Below are 17,991 nucleotides of genomic sequence, written 5' to 3'. Positions count from 1 at the left end.
CCGCCTCATCACGCCCCGTGTCTGCATCGGACAAGGGGCGTGTTCAAGGACGATTCCATGCCAGCTCTCACACAACATTCCACATCGATCACGCTGTTTCGCATCAGCGCCGCGATGTTTCTCAACTATCTGACTATTGGCATCCCGTTAGTCATGCTGCCGCTGTACGTTCAGCAGCAGTTGCATCTGAGCGATCTGTTGATCGGTATCGCGGTAGGCAGCCAGTTTATCGCCACCTTGCTTACCCGGGGCGCCGCGGGTCGAAAAGCCGACACGTCAGGCGGACGTCGGACGGTTATCACCGGTCAGTTCTACTGCGCCGCATCAGGTCTGCTGATGCTGGTCAGTCTAATCGCTCACCCGGTTCCGCTGCTCGCATGGGCCATACTGATTGTTGGTCGTGTGCTGCTGGGCATCGGTGAAAGTTTCATTTTGACCGGTAATTTAACCTGGGGGATGTGGCTGGCGGGCTCGACCCACGCGGGTCAGGTTATTTCCTGGAACGGCATGGCGACCTACGGTGCGCTGGCTATCGGCGCGCCGCTGGGGCTGTCGCTTTACGCCAGGGCCGGCCTGGCGCTTCCGGCGCTCCTCGTCGTGCTGTTGCCGATCATCGCCAGCGGAGTCATCTATGGCATTCCGGGGAATATCCCAACAGCCCGTCCCCGCGTGCCAGTGCTACGGGTCGTCGGCCTGGTGTGGCGGCCCGGAACAGGGCTTGTGCTCCAGGGCATTGGTTTTGCCACCCTAAGCGCGTTTACCGCCCTCTGGTTCAACGAGCGTCACTGGGATAACACCGGTTTTGCGATGACGCTGTTTGGCATTGCGTTTATCGCTGTCCGCTTTTTCTGCGCCAAATTTCCCGACCGTTACGGCGGCGCCACGGTCGCAACCTTTTCACTACTGGTAGAGGGGACCGGACTGGCGGTAATGTGGGCCGCTCCGTCAGCAGGCGCTGCGCTGATTGGCGCGGCGATTACCGGCTGCGGCTGTTCGCTGATGTTCCCATCGCTGGGCGTAGAGGTTGTGCGCAGAGTGCCACCGGAGATTCGTGGTACGGCCCTCGGCGTCTGGTCAGCGTTTCAGGATCTGGCCTACGGATTTACCGGACCAATAGCGGGCCTGCTGACGCCGTTTATCGGCTATCAGCAGGTCTTTCTTCTGGCCGCGGCCTGCGCGCTGCTGGGCGCGGCGGTTGTCCATCTCCTGCTGCGGCAACATTAAGCTGTTAAGAAGGGGCGAGTCTTTTCCGCCCCTATCGCAAAGACTTCGCTGGCCGCCATCTGCCAGTAGCCAGGGTTAAACAGTTCCAGCGAACAGATCCCCTCATAGCCCTTCTGCACTAGCTCATGCGTGATCTCATGCAGTGGGATCACGCCGTTGCCAGGAAACAGACGATGGCAATGCTCCAGCGTTGCCAGCGGCAGATTATCGGCGTCATCAATATGGTAAACGAAGATCTTTTCCACAGGGATCTGGCGAAGCGTGGTCAGATCCCGCCATTGATCGCGCAGGTAAAGATTAAAGGCATCGACGACCAGCCCGACGTTACTGCGATCGACCGCATCTACGATCTCCATCGCCATGGCAAGACTGCGCACACAGCATCCTGCGGAACCGATCGGCTCAAAGGCCAGCCGCATCTGGCTTTCTTCCGCCACTGCCGCCATCTCGCGCAGACGCTTCACTGAATCTTTCACCGTTTCCCCTGGCGGAAAATTTCCCCCCTGACGAATGGTGGGCACCACAACCAGACAATCACCCCCCACCACTGAGCCAGCATGGCAGGCGAAAGCCAACTGCCGCCGTTTCTCCGCCCAGCTTTCGCTATCACAAAACGTAATGTCTTCCAGCGAATTGTAGCCCCAGGGCTTAAGGTGGCCGACGGCGAAAATGTCTGCCAGCTCGCTTAACGTATGTTTCTGCAACCACTCCTGCAACATATCCAGACGGATTTCGATGTAGTCATAGCCAAAACGTTCCGCCAACACAACATCCTGTGCCAGCGTGGAGTTTCGCATACAGGTCGCTTCATTAAATCCCAGCTTCATCATTCAGATCGACTCCTGCCGCCATAGCAACGTACTGGCGCCTGACGGCGGCAGCGTTAACGCGAGCTCTTTATCGCCATCCAGCACCCGACAACGCCTTTCCTGGACATCGCGGTTATACACCACCAGCACACGCTCGCCGTCGGGATTCACAAATCCCACCTCTTCCAGAAGATTATCGTAACTTGAAGAAAGCATGACCCTCGCCCCCGGACGCACATAGCGGCAGAAGTGGCCAATACCATACCAGGAGTGGTTACGCCGCAGCACGTCGTTTTGCGCATCGTATTGAATGGGCGCTTCACACAGATTACCCTGATGATTCGGCCCCCCCTCACTGTTCAACAGCAGATTCCAGTCGATAAACCCGCTACAACCCGATTTGAAATTACCAATCATGTCATGGAGATAGGTATGCCAGTGGCGAATCTGGCTACCGGCATCGCTCTCCATTGGCACACAGCCTTCGGAAAACAGGAGTTTTTTATCCGGCAGGCACTGGGCCAAATACTGTATTTGCGAAAAATGGTCGCCGGTATACCAGTGGAATGCCAGCCCGTTAATTCCCTTATAATTAGCTTCGTCAGCAAAGGCGAGTTCAGCCCAGTCTACCAGGCCATCTTTATCGTGATCCCAGATATAGATCTCCATCTCATCCATACCCTGCCGGGCGAGGCGCGGACGCAGATACTGCACGGCAAAGGCTGTCTCCTCTTCCACGCTATACAGACAGGAGTCCCAGGTTTTTACCGCCACCGGCTCATTCTGCACGGAGAGCACCTGCACATTAATGCCGTGGCGGCGGTATTCCAGCAGGTAGTTGATAATGATATCGGCCCAGTCGGCGTAGCATTCGCGCCGCAGCTTGCCGCCACCGTTCATATCGTTATTAGTTTTCATAAACGCCGGCGGACTCCACGGCGAAGCCATCAGCTTCATGTGTGGATTTAACCGCAACGCCCCGGAAATCAGCGGTATTAAATGCGCTTCATCGCGGGAAAAGGAGAGCCGTCCCTGCAGCAGGTCAGCGCTGGAATCGACATACGCGTAATTGCCCAGGGAAAAATCACAGCTCTGAATTGGCATCCGCGCCAGAGTGTAATTATGTTCCTGAGCAGAAAAATAAAGGGAAAGAAATTGCGCCTTCGTCTTTTCGCTCATGCTGTTGAATACCACGCCCGCACCTTCGGTAAAGCTGCCGCCGAATCCGTCAATCTGCTGTAACGTGTGGCGCGGTAAGACGCTGATTAATTCACTGCAATCACGCTGACGATGCGAAAAAGAGACCGCACGCTCAACAAGGAATTGCTGACGATACGGATCGGAAGAGATGAGTCTGCCTTTCATAGGGAAGTTCCGGATAAAAGAAGATAATAAATTGTGATATGCCGGATAGGACGCTTAAGCATCGCTATCCGGCAGAAGGTTTTAATACGCGGAAGGTTTATTTGTAGAAATCAGGTTTTGAGGGTAATTCAACAATCTCGGTATTCCCTGTTTCCTGAGACTTCACGCAGGCATCAGCGGTAACCGCAGCCAGATAACCATCCCATGACGTTGGGCCTGCCGGCGGCAATCCTGCGTTCAGGCGATCGAAGAAATCCTGGAACTCAATGTCGTAGGCATCAATAAAGCGCTGTTTCCAGTCAACCAGGATATCGGTGCTATACTTCGCCGCTTTCCGTACCGCGGCGCTGGCGACGGTTGGCAGCTCCGCCATTCCTTTCTCGCCGGTAACATCGCAGTGAATGTCATAGCCATACTGGCAGTTCACAAACACTTCAACCACAATATTGATGCCGGAGGTGGTTTCCATTACAACCAGCTGCGGATCACGCAGAGTGGTCACCAGGCTGGACTGACGCGGGAAGTAAACCTTAACGGTTTTATAATCTTCGTTAAGCAGCCAGTGCATAACGTCAATTTCATGAATCAATGTTTCATAGATAGCCTGTGGCGTTTTGTATTCTGGCACCGTGCTGGCATTGTAATGACGTCCATGAACCATTAATGGCTGACCGATTTCGCCGCTGTCGATAATATTTTTCAGCTGAACGTAACCTTTGTCGTAGCGGCGCATAAAACCAATCTGCACCATGCGCTTACCATTTTTCTGCTCTGCTTCAATCACACGCTGACAATCCGCAGCCGTCACCGCTAACGGTTTTTCGCAGAAAACATATTTGTTAGCATTTAGCGCGGCAACGGCCACATCGGCATGCGCCTCATTTGATGCGGTAATGATGACCACTTCAACGTCTTTATCATTAATCAGATCGTGATAGTCATTATAATCTTTGGCTTCGATCGCATACTTATCCAGCGCCGCCTGCGCCCTACCCGCGACGATATCACATACGGCAACAACCTCTACACCCGACACGGTGTTGGCCAGACGTCTTAAGTGATCGGAGCCGATCATGCCGATACCTACAATACCTGCTTTTAAAGTCATTTTCTGTTTCCTTTTCAATTAAAGATAATTTTTCAGTAACTCATCAATATGCTTTTTACCTTTTTGCGCATATTCCAATGGGTTATATTTCTTAGGATCCTGCTCGGCCTCAACAACAATCCAGCCAGAATATTGATGCCCGACCAGATAAGCTAATACGGATTTAAAATCAATATTTCCATCGCCGGGGACGGTAAACACACCATCAAGGAAAGAATTGAGGAATGATTTCTTCGCGAGGCGACATGCTTTGAGTTTTTCATTACGCACATCTTTAAAATGAACGTGTTTAATACGATCAAAATGTTTACTCAGTAGCGGCATGACATCGCCGTCAGAAACATATATATGCCCGGTATCAAACAGCAGATGTACAAATTGCGGATCGGTATTCTCCATGAGTCGATCCACTTCTGGCAGAGTCTGCACACCGGTGCCCATATGATGATGGAAAGCGAGCTTCAGCCCGTGCGCATTGGCAATCTTCCCAAGCGCATTAAGTCCTTCGCATAAAAGCTGCCATTCGCTGTCGCTGAAGTTAGGCTTCTCTGTATAAACGCACTTATCGATAATACCTTGAATACTATAAGTTTGTTCAGAAACAACGGCGACATATGCATGTATTGCCTGCAAATAAGCACAATGCTGTTCAAAAGCATTCATCGCAGATGCAATACCATCGCGAATAATAAAGGAAGAAAACCACTGGCCTGGTATTTCCAGTCCGCGAAGCATTAACTCTTTATTTAACTCAGCAGGATCCTGCGGATAACAACCGCCAACTTCTGTCCCGGAAAAACCGGTAAGCGCGGCATCACTAAGTATTTGTTTATATGTATTTTCTTTACCAATCTCAGGAATATCATCATTGCGCCAACCGATAGGCGCAATCCCCAACTTAATGCTCTTTTTTACATTGTACATGTTGCTGGCTCCCACTTAATGAAACGCTTTTACTGCATACCGCGATGCAAATTAACCTTTGATGGACAACATATTACTTTTTGTAGCCTGAAAAACTTTATCTATCCTGGTTGAAGATGTGGGATAAATGCGTCAGGTATCACAAAAAAATCATCACTCTTTAATGATATTGCCAGACTTTTCGCGCTATAGATAAACGAATAAAATATACTGACAAATAAAAAATGGCCGCAGTATTGCGACCATTCTCATGACGATTAAATTTTAGCAAGCATTAATATTCAAATAATAAATAATTAGCTTTACGATAGTCCTTGCGATATTGGCCGGGCGTTTTCCCTACTTTATTTTTGAAGTAATTCTGAAAATGACTAAGGTTGCTAAAGCCAACACGATAAGCAATAGAGGTGATCTTTTCGCGCCCGCCTTCATCCGTGGTTAGTAACGATTGCGCCTCCCCCAGCCTACGTTTTATCAGGTAATCCATCGGTGAATAACCATAGCGGCGTTTAAATTCATGGGAAACATAATAAGGACTGACATTAAATTTCGTCGCCAGCGTATCCAGCCGAATTGGCTCATAGAAATTGCGATCAATATAGGATTTTATTGAATCAAGTAAATTTTCATGGCGCTGTATGGCATCGTTACCTGTGCGCAATAAGACATTTCCCTCAATGTATTTGAGTACTACCTGGGTCAATAGCTGCGCCATTGCTGGCCCTTCTACCGCATGCTGATTAATAACGGTAAACACGGAGCTCATCAGTTTTTCCACCGTCGCATAATGGTGATACAGTGGAATAACCGGCACAATATCATCCGGTATTAGCGCATTCTCACGTAGACCCGGACACGAAATATTGTTAATCCCACAACAAATAGTGCCAATTGGTCGCCCGCTTTCCAGATACTCATCATGCACCACCTGGCTGTTATAAATGACCAGGTCGCCTTTACGAACCGGGTAGATGCGATCGCCAATGAAATACTCCCCGTCTCCTTCGGTGATAAGAATCAGTTCAACGGTCTGTGGGTGCATATGCATGAACCGGACAAACGGACCATTGCTCTCACTGACCTGACTCACATACGCCAACTGGGGCTGAGCCTTATTCTCTCGTTCTGAAGGACAGAAGCACAAGCGCATGATTTACCCTCCAATATCCGAAACTGTGGTGCCGAAACACCCCTGAAATTTGAATTTTTATACCACACCAAATGAAACAAAAATGCTATATAGATCATAATTTTTTCCAAATCTTTCCTCGTCACAACAGACGACCATTGATGCCACACCAAATAAAAACAATAAAAATCAATAAGTTAATTAGGTTTTTGATTTCTTACTGCACATACTCTCGTATAAAAATCAGCCGTCAAATTTTCAAAATAAAATTTCATAAAAATAAATTTGAAATTTTTAATCCTAAAATTTACATTGAATACGGTATGCGTTTTAGGCTGAAGATAACCAGGTTTTCCTGTGACCGCTCAGTCAGAACGTCGTCAACATCGGTTTAAGAGGATAAAAAAGAGATGGAAACAGTCGGCAATTTTATTCATGGTAAAACGACACTGAGCAGCAGCGGCGAGACGCTACCGGTGACTAATCCGGCCACCGGTAAAGTAATTCGTCAGGTCACCCAGAGCACCCGAGAGGAGATGCTGGCGGCAATTCAAAGCGCACATGAGGCTTTTCCGGCATGGAGTAAAATGACTCCGCTACGCCGGGCACGTATCCTTTTTGAATTCAAAGTATTACTGGAAAAGCATCGGGACGAACTGGCGGCGCTGATCGTCAGCGAGCATGGCAAGGTCTGGTCAGATGCGCTTGGCGAACTGACGCGCGGCATAGAGGTTGTCGAATTTGCCTGCGGGATCCCGCACCTCAGCAAAGGAGAGTACTCCTTTAACGTCGGCTCAGGCGTTGACAGCTTTTCATTAATGCAGCCGCTTGGGGTTGTGGCAGGCATCACACCGTTTAACTTCCCGGCAATGGTGCCTATGTGGATGTTCCCGGTTGCTCTGGCTTGCGGCAATACCTTCGTCCTGAAACCGCCCGCACTGGTGCCGTCCGCATCGTTACGTATGGCGCAGCTTCTGCAGGAGGCTGGCCTGCCGGACGGCGTGTTTAACGTTGTTCACTGTGGCAATGAGGCGGCTAGCCTGTTGACCAGCGACCCTCGCGTACAGGCCGTCAGCTTTGTCGGTTCCTCCGCCGTCGCGGAACATATCTATACCACCGCCAGCGCCCATGGCAAACGCGTACAGGCCTTCGGGGCCGCCAAAAATCACGCAATCGTCATGCCGGATGCAGACCTGGACGCCACCGTCAACGCCATTATGGGCGGAGCATTTGGTTCCGCGGGCGAACGCTGTATGGCGCTGCCGGTAGTGGTCGCGGTGGGCGATGAAACGGCGGACCGTCTGATCGAACGCCTGAAACCGCTGATTGCGGCGCTACGTATCGGCCCGGGAGAGCTGCGCGGCAAAGATGAAAATGAAATGGGCCCGGTTGTTTCACGTGCTCACCAACAGAAAGTGTTGGGTTACATCGACAAAGGGGTGAGCGAGGGAGCAACTCTGGTCATGGATGGCCGCAACTATAGCGTGGCGGGATATCCTGAAGGCTTTTATGTCGGCGGCACTCTGTTTGATAACGTCACGCCTGAGATGACCATCTGGCGTGAAGAAATTTTTGGCCCGGTTCTCGGAATTGTGCGCGTCCCGGATTATGCCACCGCCATTAGCACGGTAAACTCCCATGAATTCGGCAACGGCAGCGTGATTTTCACCACCAACGGTCACTATGCGCGCGAATTCGCCCAGTCGGTTGAAGCCGGGATGGTCGGTATTAATATTCCAGTTCCGGTTCCGATGGCATTTCACTCTTTTGGCGGCTGGAAGCGCTCGGTGTTTGGCGCCCTGAACGTCCATGGGCCGGATGGCGTGCGCTTCTATACCCGGATGAAAACCGTTACCTCGCGTTGGCCGAACGGACAGCAGATCGTATCGGAGTTCAGTATGCCGACTCTCGGTTAATATGCTTTCAGGAAGGAGAAGATTATGGCCAACTTGCTGAGTACCTGTACCTCTGAGTCGGGAAATATCCAACACATTTCCCCTCAAAATGCAGGCTGGGAGTATGTCGGTTTTGATGTCTGGCAGTTGAAGGCTGGAGAGTCGATAACCCTGCCGTCCGATGAGCGTGAACGCTGTCTGGTGCTGGTTGCCGGGCTGGCCAGCGTTAAGGCCGCCGACAGTTTTTTCTATCGGATTGGTCAGCGCATGAGTCCGTTTGAACGCATTCCGGCTTATTCGGTTTACCTCCCCCATCATACGGAGGCGAAAGTGACAGCCGAAACCGACCTTGAGCTGGCCGTATGCAGCGCGCCGGGATTCGGAGAGCTTCCGGTACGTCTGATCTCGCCACAAGAGGTCGGGGTAGAGCATCGGGGAAAAGGGCGCAATCAGCGCCTGGTGCATAACATCCTTCCTGATAGCCAGCTCGCCGACAGCCTGCTAGTCGTTGAAGTGTACACTAATGAAGGCGATACCAGCTCCTGGCCCGCGCACAAGCACGATACGGCAGTTGAAGGCCAGGAGACCTATCTGGAAGAGACGTACTATCACCGTTTCAATCCACCTCAGGGATTCTGCTTACAGCGCGTCTACACCGACGATCGCAGCCTGGATGAATGTATGGCGGTCTATAACCGGGATGTAGTGAAAGTACCTAAGGGCTACCACCCGGTTGCCACCATCGCGGGTTACGATAACTACTATCTGAACGTGATGGCCGGCCCGCTACGAAAATGGCGTTTCACCTGGGAAGAGAACCACGCGTGGATTAACTCACCAGACTACCCGCGATAACACTTCGTTGAGTGGTACTTTGCCAGCCGTCCTCTGCGGCTGGCTTTTTTATTCAACTCTGCGCCACACACGCTCATAAGATCGCTATCCGCCTTCTCTTAAATTATTTCCCTGTTTTGTATATAGCGTATTTACGGCACGGCCCCCACCAGGAATACGCAATAAAATAATGATGCAGAAGAAGACTTACCCTATTTGCCAATATTATTATGGATCAATTAGTTACGTAGAGGTGGTAAACACTGGGGAGATTTCAACAGGGTATATCCTGTGCGCACTCGCTGGAGGGAGTAAAGGTTGTGTAACCAGCGGAGAATATCTCTGGATATTCTCCGCTAATATTGGAGAGGTATCAGGCTATTACATCGCGACGTTTCCCCTGAATTTCACGCAGCTTGTTCTCGGCCAGCCGTTCAATTTCTGTTAGCGGCACCCCTTTTGTTTCCGGCACATAACGAGAAATAAAGACATAGCAGACCAAATTAAAGACGACAAAAATCCACATCGAGAAAGCGCCGCCGAAGGTCTCCTGCAGCCAGGCGTTATCATTTATGACCGGGAACAACAGTGAGATGAGGAAGTTGGCTATCCACATCAGACTCACCGCCAGCCCCATCCCAAAACCTTTTATCTTTTCAGGGAAAACCTCAGAAATCAGTACCCATGCGCCAACGCTCCAGCTGACGGCAAACAGCAGCATAAAAAACAGGATGCCAAAGATGGTAATGTAACCTGTATCATGGGTGTACAAACCGTATGACGCGATCAACAGGCCGACAATTGAGCCGATGGTACCAATTTTCATAATCGGTATACGGCCATAGCGGTCGAACAGGATCATGCCGATAAAACTGCCCACCACATTACATACCGCGATAAAAATGGTCTGGAACATAACCACTTCGGTACTGCTGTTCTGCAACACCAGCGGCGCATAATAGTTCATTACGTTAACGCCTGTGAACTGTTGCAAAACGGCGATACAGCATCCAACCAACAGAATATAGCGGAGCACCGGCGAGCTTTTCAGGTTGGTGCGTTCTCCCCCGGCGACGTTGTCCTGTGGACGTACGGTTTCTTTCATGCTGTCAAAAATAGCGGCCACATCTGTGGCCGTTAATCCACTGTAGATCCGGGTAAGCACCTTTATCGAACGAGCTTCGCTGCGGTTGTTACGGGCGCACCATGCCGGTGATTCGGGTAGGAAAAGCGTAATCGCTAACATCGCAATGGAGGGTACCACTTGGGCAAAAAGCATAGTCTTCCAGCCCTGGGAAACCAGCACATCAGCAGGCATTCCTTTTGCTATCAGATAGTTGACTATAAACACGATAACCTGGCCAGATACCACGGAAATATTGTAAATGCCCAGCGCTTTGCCGCGAATTTCAGCAGGCGCCAGTTCAGACATATACATGGTGGATGCCGTTCCGGCCATCCCAACCGCAAAACCACACACAATGCGGGAAAGGGAGAAGATCATGAACGATTCACTCATCGCCGCCCCTAAGGAAGAAGCGATAAAAATGATCGCAATGATCAGAAGCGCAGGTTTACGCCCCAGTTTATCGGCAATTTTTCCACCGACCAGCGCGCCGATGATACAACCAATCACGATACTGGAAACGGCCCATCCGGTCTCGGTTGGCGTCAGTTGGTAATACTGCTGTAAAGGCAATACCACCCCGGTAATCACCGCCGTTGAATAACCAAACATCAATCCAGCCAGCGCCGCAATACAACACAGGACGTACACATAGGCCGAATTGTACTTACTTCTCTGAGACATAATCCCTCCCTTGCCTGTTGAGGAAACAACACACCAATGAAATTTTTCATTTTATTTTTGCATTCATTAGAAGAAAAATTCCATGCAAAAGATCACGAAATGGAGATGTTCCAGGAAAGAACAAAAAGTACGGCCCCTGACAAATTGAGTTCAGGCACTGTCACAAAAGCAATAAAATCAACTAAATTCATCAAGATAGGGGATGACACTGCGCAAAACGCAGCATCTTAACGATAAAAAACGCCAGGATTATGAAATTCGAAATGTGATACCCATAACAAAACATAAGTTTCATTATTGATCGTTTTGAAATTAAAACATAGGTTGTGAAACGAGAGTTCTCAATAGCTATAAGATCGTCGGCAGAGCTACGGCAATGACCGACATAAGATGAATTTGTCTATTTGTTCACTAAATTCAAACAGATAGATGAAGTTTATTCTGGAGATAATCTACCTATGTCCACATCAGATAGTTGTTATAATACGGGTTACATATTACGCATCTGCGCGATTGCCGCATTGGGCGGAATATTATTTGGCTACGATACTGCTGTTATTTCAGGTGCGATTGGTTCACTGACCAGCTACTTTCATCTATCTCCTGCTGAGACCGGCTGGGCGGTTTCCTGCGTTGTGGTGGGGTGCGTTATTGGTTCGTTTAGCGCCGGATATTTATCCAAACGTTTTGGACGCAAGAAATCATTGATGGTTTCAGCGCTGTTATTCACTATTTCCGCAGTGGGCACCTCCCTCTCCTACACGTTCACCCATTTTGTGATTTATCGCATTATCGGTGGACTGGCAGTCGGCCTGGCGGCAACAGTATCACCGATGTATATGTCTGAAGTCTCACCGAAAAACATGCGCGGCAGAGCATTAAGTATGCAGCAGTTCGCTATCGTTTTCGGTCAGATTCTGATCTTCTACGTTAACTACAAAATAGCATCGATTGCAGCGGATACCTGGCTCATTGAACTTGGCTGGCGCTATATGTTTGCTGCGGGTATTATTCCCTGCATTTTGTTCTGTATTTTAGTCTTTTTAATCCCGGAATCTCCCCGCTGGATGATGATGATTGGTCGCGAGGAGGAGACGCTAAAAATACTGACCAAAATATCCAACGAAGAACATGCCAGACATCTTCTTGCCGATATAAAAACCTCACTGCAAAATGACCAACTAAACGCCCATCAAAAACTCAATTACCGCGACGGGAACGTGCGTTTCATCCTGATTCTGGGCTGCATGATCGCTATGCTGCAACAGGTAACAGGGGTTAACGTCATGATGTATTACGCGCCAATCGTCCTTAAGGATGTGACCGGTAGCGCCCAGGAGGCCCTGTTCCAGACAATCTGGATCGGCGTGATTCAGCTTATCGGTTCCATTATTGGCGCAATGATTATGGATAAGATGGGGCGTTTGTCGCTGATGCGTAAAGGCACTATCGGCAGCATCATCGGCTTGTTGCTCACCTCATGGGCGCTATACAGCCAGGCAACCGGTTATTTCGCGCTATTCGGTATGCTGTTCTTTATGATTTTCTACGCGCTTTCCTGGGGCGTGGGCGCATGGGTGCTTATTTCTGAAATATTCCCTAACCGGATGAGGTCGCAGGGAATGAGTATTTCGGTCGGATTTATGTGGATGGCAAACTTTTTAGTTTCGCAATTCTTCCCGATGATTAATGAAAACCCGTATTTACTTTCGCATTTCCACGGCGCATTTCCAATGTGGATATTTGCCATCTGCTGCATCTTCAGTTACTTCTTTATCTGCCGTTACCTGCCGGAAACAAAAGGCATTTCGCTGGAGAAAATGGAGAGCGTAGTGTTAGCAAAACGCAGGAAAAAACTGCAGCCAATTCAAACCGAACGTTATTCTGATTAAGTTTCACCACAATGCCGATGATCGCTAAATACGATCATCGGCTTGTTTTTTTACTCCGTCGCCAGCGCCAGTGAAACCGCTAACGTTTGCGCCAGACACATGGACGCGACCTGAGAACGGAAACCATCGACCTGCGCTTCACGTACCACAAAACAGACTTCACTGAACGCTGCCAGCGGGCTGACCTGGCTATCGGTTATCACAATATGGTGCGCACCGCGTTTCGCGCCAAGCTCGACTAATTCCACCACTTCCTGCGCGTAAGGCGAGTAGCTGATGGCAATAACGACATCGTCGGGGCTGACCATACTTAGCTGTTCAGAGAACATTCCGCCAATACCGTCAATTAAAAATGCCCGTCTCTCCAGATGACGCAATGCGTAGGTTAAATAACTGGCCACGCTAAACGAACGACGTAATCCAATCACATAAATATTGTCGGCTTTCGCTAACAGATTGACCGCCGCATCCAACTGCTCATTTTTAATCTGCACCGGTAATTGTTGTAATACCTGTGCATTCACCATTGAAAATAGCTTCAGAATTTCACCCGGCTTTTCCGGGGTAGGTTCCCCTTCATCCGCATTTTTCTGTCTGAACAGACGCGCCCGCTCGGTATAGCTTACTGTTTCCTCCATCAGGTGCTGGCGAAATACCTGTTTCATTTCATTAAATCCGCTAAAACCAAACGCATTAGCAAAACGAATCAGTGTCGAAGGGGGAACATCGGCATGTTGCGCGATGGAAGCTACCGTGTCAAAAGCAACGCTATTACTGTTATCCAGAATATACTGAGCAACTTGTTTAAGACGTTTGCTAAGGCTGTCATAGCGACTGCGGATATCATCCTGCAGTAAGGAAAGTTGAGTTTGATGTTTAGACATGCATGATACTCTAATAGAACGAAAATTTCGTAAATAACAATATTAGCACAAATGAACTGAACATACAGTTAACAACATTCAAATTGCGCTGTGGTTACCTTCAGTACAGAATTTGCTGGCGGGCTGGGTTCTGAGCAATCTGAATCTGACCGCATAAATGCGACAGGATCAGCATTGTTATGACTGGACGATGCCCGCAGCCAGGCGGCATCGCAAACGTTGAAAGGCAGAAGATGACGTTTATAAATCACGAAACCTTCATCTGTTATTGCGAACTGGCTCTTTTCGTCCCGCATACGGCAACCGGCGGAACACTCTTAGTGTATTACACTGATTACTTTAAGGATATGCGTCTACTCTTTTTCAATACTGAGCGGCAAATGATTTTTCAGTATTGCTTTAACGTCTCCCGGCGAGCGGAATGCGCTTTCGATGGCAAGATGCCCCATATAAAACAGCCAGCCACAAGGCTGGCTGACCGCATAGTCATTTAATACGCTGTTACGTTCTGAGCTTTTTTCGCCAGCCCATCCAGCAATTTCTGATGGATGCCGCCGAAACCGCCGTTGCTCATCACCAGGATGTGATCGCCAGGCTGTGCGGTTTTCACCACCATTTCCGCCAGCGTATCGACATCGCCACTCCAGTGAGCAGGCTGTACGCAGGCTTCGGCGACTTCCGCCACTTGCCACGGAATATGCGGCGGCTGCAGCAGGAACACTTCATCCGCACGCCCTAACGACGGCGCCAGGTCATCCTTGCATAACCCCATCTTCATCGTGTTAGAGCGCGGCTCCAGCACTGCGATAATGCGCGCGGTGCCGCCCACTTTACCGCGCAGCGCCGCCAGCGTGGCCAGAATTGCCGTCGGATGGTGAGCAAAATCGTCATACACCGTCACGCCGTTCGCTTCACCGCGTAGCTCCAGACGGCGGCGGGCGTTAATAAATGACCCCAACGCGCTGGCCGCTTCTGCGGGCGCGACGCCCACGTGGCGCGCGGCGGCAATCGCCATCAGACCGTTGTGCATGTTATGTTCGCCGACCAGGCCCCATTTCACATCGCCGACTTTTTCGCCGTCCAGCCACACTTCCCACTCGGAAGCATCCGTAGTCAGCTTCTTCGCCTGCCAGTGTCCCTGCTCGCCCACCAGCTCCTGCTCGCTCCAGCAGCCCAGCGCCATGGTCTGTTTCAGGTTGATGTCGTTTTCCGGCCAGATGATGCGCCCCTGCCCCGGCACGATGCGCACCAGATGGTGGAACTGCTTCTGGATCGCTTTCAGATCGTCGAAGATGTCGGCATGATCAAACTCAAGGTTGTTGAGGATCAGCGTCCGCGGGCAGTAATGCACAAATTTAGAACGTTTATCAAAGAACGCGCAGTCGTACTCATCCGCTTCGATAACAAAGAACGGGCTCTCGCCCAGGCGCGCGGAAACCTCAAAGTTGCCCGGTACGCCGCCAATCACAAAGCCCGGTTTGTACCCGCACGCTTCCAGTATCCAGGTCGCCATGCCTGCGGTCGTGGTTTTGCCGTGGGTACCGGCGACCGCCAGTACCCAGCGATCGCGCAACACAAAGTCGTGCAGCCACTGTGGACCAGACATAAAGGGAATGTTTTTTTCCAGCACCGCTTCCACGCACGGATTCCCGCGCGTCATCGCATTGCCGATAATCACCAGATCCGGCTGCGGATCGAGCTGGCTGGCGTCATAACCCTGGATCAGATCAATGCCTTGCTTCTCAAGTAAGGTACTCATCGGCGGATACACATTGGCGTCCGAACCCGTTACTTCATGACCAAGCGAGCGAGCCAGCATCGCCAGCCCCCCCATGAAAGTGCCACAAATTCCCAAAATATGAATGCGCATACGTCACTATCCTTTTTTTATCTGCGAGCCATTTTACGCACATGTCTGGCAAGTGAGAAACGCATTTCAGGTAAATCTGTACTTTGCTGGCGCGATTCACCTGAGCGCATCATCTGAAATGTTTGTTAAGATTGTTACGGTCGCTTTACTCCAATCAATTGCAGGGAAAGTGTTATGAAAACGTTAGGTGAATTTATTGTCGAAAAGCAGCACGAGTTCTCTCAGGCTACCGGTGAGCTCACTGCTTTGCTGTCGGCAATAAAATTGGGCGCCAAGATCATCCACCGCGATATCAACAAGGCCGGTCTGGTCGATATCCTGGGTGCCAGCGGTGCTGAGAACGTACAGGGCGAGGTTCAGCAGAAACTCGATCTGTTCGCGAACGAGAAACTGAAAGCTGCACTAAAAGCGCGCGATATTGTAGCGGGCATCGCATCGGAAGAAGAGGACGAAATTGTCGTCTTTGAAGGCTGCGAACACGCGAAATATGTGGTGCTGATGGACCCTCTGGATGGCTCTTCTAACATCGACGTTAACGTCTCTGTCGGTACGATTTTCTCGATTTATCGCCGCGTGACGCCCGTCGGCACGCCGGTCACCGAAGAAGATTTCCTGCAACCCGGCAACAAACAGGTCGCTGCGGGATATGTCGTGTATGGCTCGTCCACCATGCTGGTTTACACCACCGGCTGCGGCGTACACGCTTTCACCTACGATCCGTCGTTAGGCGTGTTCTGTCTGTGCCAGGAACGTATGCGTTTCCCGGAAAAGGGTAAAACCTACTCCATTAACGAAGGCAACTACATTAAATTCCCGAATGGCGTGAAGAAGTACATCAAATTCTGCCAGGAAGAGGATAGTTCAACAAGTCGCCCTTATACCTCACGTTACATTGGCTCTCTGGTGGCCGATTTCCACCGCAACCTGCTGAAAGGCGGCATCTATCTCTACCCCAGCACCGCCAGCCATCCGCAGGGTAAACTGCGTCTGCTGTATGAGTGCAACCCGATGGCGTTTCTCGCGGAACAGGCCGGCGGCAAAGCAAGCGATGGTAAAGAACGTATTCTGGATATCATTCCGGAAAGCCTGCACCAGCGCCGCTCGTTCTTCGTCGGCAACCGCCATATGGTTGACGATGTGGAACGCTTTATCCGCGAATACCCGGACGCGTAATCTTTACCACCATGCGGAATAACGCATGAAGCCGCCATTGGGCAATAACATGTCCGATGGCGGCGTTGCCTTATCAGGCCCGTGATTTTTCCGGTTCTTAACCTTTGGCGTTCATGCTCCGCAACGACGCGCCAGATGAGGCGGAAACGAAAACAAGCGAAGACTTTCGGCGTGAGTTGGCTATAATACTCGCCACTTGTTTGTCATAAATTCAAAGGAAACAGACATGAGCTTACTCAACGTCCCGGCGGGTAAAGAACTGCCGGAAGATATCTACGTCGTTATCGAGATCCCGGCTAACGCAGATCCGATCAAATACGAAGTTGACAAAGAGAGCGGCGCGCTGTTCGTTGACCGCTTCATGTCCACCGCGATGTTCTATCCGTGCAACTACGGTTACATCAACCATACCCTGTCTCTGGACGGCGACCCGGTAGACGTTCTGGTCCCGACGCCGTACCCGCTGCAGCCAGGCGCCGTCATCCGTTGCCGTCCGGTTGGCGTACTGAAAATGACCGACGAATCCGGTGAAGATGCGAAACTGGTTGCCGTACCGCACACCAAACTGAGCAAAGAGTACGATCACATTAAAGATGTGAACGATCTACCGGAACTGCTGAAAGCGCAGATCACTCATTTCTTCGAGCATTATAAAGATCTCGAAAAAGGCAAATGGGTGAAAGTTGACGGTTGGGACAACGCCGAAGCGGCTAAAGCGGAAATCGTTGCCTCCTTCGAGCGCGCAGCGAAGAAATAAGTTCGCTTTTACATAATCGTCAAGATAAAGGCTCTCATAGTAATGAGGGCCTTTTTATTGGCTAATGAATAGAACACAATTTTTATCATTATTAGTTTAACATTCACGGAATGAATAAAACTCTACCTTATTTTTTATTAAAAAGGGTTGAATACGCTCACGGTTTCTCTAAAAAGCTCAAGATAATAATTGTTTTGTGAATGCCCGCAGACTCCCATGGACTTACGCCCTAAATATTAGCAAGCGCTAAATTCTTATTTAGTGCATAAGCCCGATTACCTTTTTAATAAGGTATCCTAAGCTCTCCCTACCAATAA

The 17,991-nt window shown here is 50.2% G+C and carries 16 protein-coding genes; 8 read left to right on the top strand and 8 right to left on the bottom strand.

Features of this window, described 5'->3' with window-relative positions:
• Positions 1-57 precede the first annotated feature (57 nt).
• On the top strand, positions 58-1,224 hold the full coding sequence (locus tag NA986_RS18700) for an MFS transporter (RefSeq protein WP_001111174.1): 1,167 nt from the start codon (positions 58-60) through the stop codon (positions 1,222-1,224).
• On the opposite strand, the gene iolI1 is transcribed toward NA986_RS18700, so the two are convergent.
• The 5 genes from iolI1 to reiD form a co-directional block, all read right to left on the bottom strand.
• Positions 1,221-2,054 carry a 2-keto-myo-inositol isomerase IolI1 gene (gene iolI1 / locus NA986_RS18695; protein ID WP_023216471.1) on the bottom strand — a complete coding sequence of 278 codons (834 nt, stop codon included), beginning with the start codon at positions 2,052-2,054 and terminating at the stop codon, positions 1,221-1,223. The two genes, NA986_RS18700 and iolI1, sit on opposite strands and share 4 nt — an antisense overlap.
• Positions 2,055-3,398: a lysosomal glucosyl ceramidase-like type III secretion effector SrfJ gene (gene srfJ / locus NA986_RS18690; RefSeq protein ID WP_023216470.1), complete on the bottom strand. Its 1,344-nt coding sequence runs from the start codon at positions 3,396-3,398 to the stop codon at positions 2,055-2,057. It lies immediately after the preceding gene.
• A gap of 97 nt (positions 3,399-3,495) precedes the next feature.
• A complete protein-coding gene (gene iolG1, locus NA986_RS18685; RefSeq protein ID WP_000172704.1) occupies positions 3,496-4,506 on the bottom strand; it encodes an inositol 2-dehydrogenase IolG1 in 1,011 nt (336 codons plus the stop codon).
• Positions 4,507-4,524: 18 nt separating this feature from the next.
• Positions 4,525-5,445, bottom strand: a complete 921-nt coding sequence (gene iolE / locus NA986_RS18680) for a myo-inosose-2 dehydratase (RefSeq protein ID WP_012601329.1) — start codon at positions 5,443-5,445, stop codon at positions 4,525-4,527.
• Between the two features lie 259 nt (positions 5,446-5,704).
• Positions 5,705-6,529 carry a myo-inositol utilization transcriptional regulator ReiD gene (gene reiD / locus NA986_RS18675; protein WP_000332219.1) on the bottom strand — a complete coding sequence of 275 codons (825 nt, stop codon included), beginning with the start codon at positions 6,527-6,529 and terminating at the stop codon, positions 5,705-5,707.
• A 122-nt stretch (positions 6,530-6,651) separates the two neighbouring features.
• Between reiD and NA986_RS18670 the strand changes: the two genes are divergently transcribed.
• Genes NA986_RS18670 through iolB form a run of 3 tightly spaced genes read left to right on the top strand, consistent with a single transcriptional unit; the run spans position 6,652 to position 9,309 of the window.
• Complete coding sequence (locus NA986_RS18670; protein ID WP_077957210.1) at positions 6,652-6,954, top strand: hypothetical protein; 303 nt, start codon at positions 6,652-6,654, stop codon at positions 6,952-6,954.
• A 15-nt stretch (positions 6,955-6,969) separates the two neighbouring features.
• On the top strand, positions 6,970-8,475 hold the full coding sequence (gene iolA / locus NA986_RS18665; protein WP_000450729.1) for a malonate-semialdehyde dehydrogenase IolA: 1,506 nt from the start codon (positions 6,970-6,972) through the stop codon (positions 8,473-8,475).
• Between the two features lie 24 nt (positions 8,476-8,499).
• Positions 8,500-9,309: a 5-deoxy-glucuronate isomerase gene (gene iolB / locus NA986_RS18660; protein ID WP_000002010.1), complete on the top strand. Its 810-nt coding sequence runs from the start codon at positions 8,500-8,502 to the stop codon at positions 9,307-9,309.
• A gap of 352 nt (positions 9,310-9,661) precedes the next feature.
• Here iolB and iolT2 read toward each other — a convergent pair whose 3' ends face one another.
• Entirely contained in the window at positions 9,662-11,098 is a 1,437-nt protein-coding gene (gene iolT2, locus NA986_RS18655) for a myo-inositol import MFS transporter IolT2 (RefSeq protein ID WP_000083108.1), read from the bottom strand.
• Positions 11,099-11,134: 36 nt separating this feature from the next.
• Here iolT2 and NA986_RS18650 point away from each other — a divergent pair, with 36 nt between their 5' ends.
• Both NA986_RS18650 and iolT1 read left to right on the top strand, forming a co-directional pair.
• Positions 11,135-11,329, top strand: a complete 195-nt coding sequence (locus NA986_RS18650; protein WP_023216469.1) for a hypothetical protein — start codon at positions 11,135-11,137, stop codon at positions 11,327-11,329.
• A gap of 227 nt (positions 11,330-11,556) precedes the next feature.
• A complete protein-coding gene (gene iolT1 / locus NA986_RS18645) occupies positions 11,557-12,990 on the top strand; it encodes a myo-inositol import MFS transporter IolT1 (RefSeq protein ID WP_000107709.1) in 1,434 nt (477 codons plus the stop codon).
• A gap of 50 nt (positions 12,991-13,040) precedes the next feature.
• Here iolT1 and iolR read toward each other — a convergent pair whose 3' ends face one another.
• Positions 13,041-13,874, bottom strand: a complete 834-nt coding sequence (iolR, locus tag NA986_RS18640; protein ID WP_075827103.1) for a myo-inositol utilization transcriptional regulator IolR — start codon at positions 13,872-13,874, stop codon at positions 13,041-13,043.
• Between the two features lie 490 nt (positions 13,875-14,364).
• Positions 14,365-15,744, bottom strand: a complete 1,380-nt coding sequence (mpl, locus tag NA986_RS18635) for a UDP-N-acetylmuramate:L-alanyl-gamma-D-glutamyl-meso-diaminopimelate ligase (protein ID WP_001219833.1) — start codon at positions 15,742-15,744, stop codon at positions 14,365-14,367.
• A 174-nt stretch (positions 15,745-15,918) separates the two neighbouring features.
• Between mpl and fbp the strand changes: the two genes are divergently transcribed.
• On the top strand, positions 15,919-16,917 hold the full coding sequence (fbp, locus tag NA986_RS18630) for a class 1 fructose-bisphosphatase (RefSeq protein ID WP_000853764.1): 999 nt from the start codon (positions 15,919-15,921) through the stop codon (positions 16,915-16,917).
• 226 nt (positions 16,918-17,143) lie between these two features.
• Positions 17,144-17,674 (top strand): inorganic diphosphatase, encoded by a 531-nt coding sequence (gene ppa / locus NA986_RS18625; protein WP_000055079.1) that lies wholly within the window; start codon positions 17,144-17,146, stop codon positions 17,672-17,674.
• Positions 17,675-17,991 lie beyond the last annotated feature (317 nt).

It is taken from the genome of Salmonella sp. NW177 (assembly GCF_051811585.1).
GTDB classification, from domain to species: Bacteria; Pseudomonadota; Gammaproteobacteria; order Enterobacterales; family Enterobacteriaceae; genus Salmonella; species Salmonella enterica.
The sequence above is the reverse complement of the archived record's forward strand: the minus strand, read 5'-3'. Positions and strand labels throughout refer to the sequence as shown.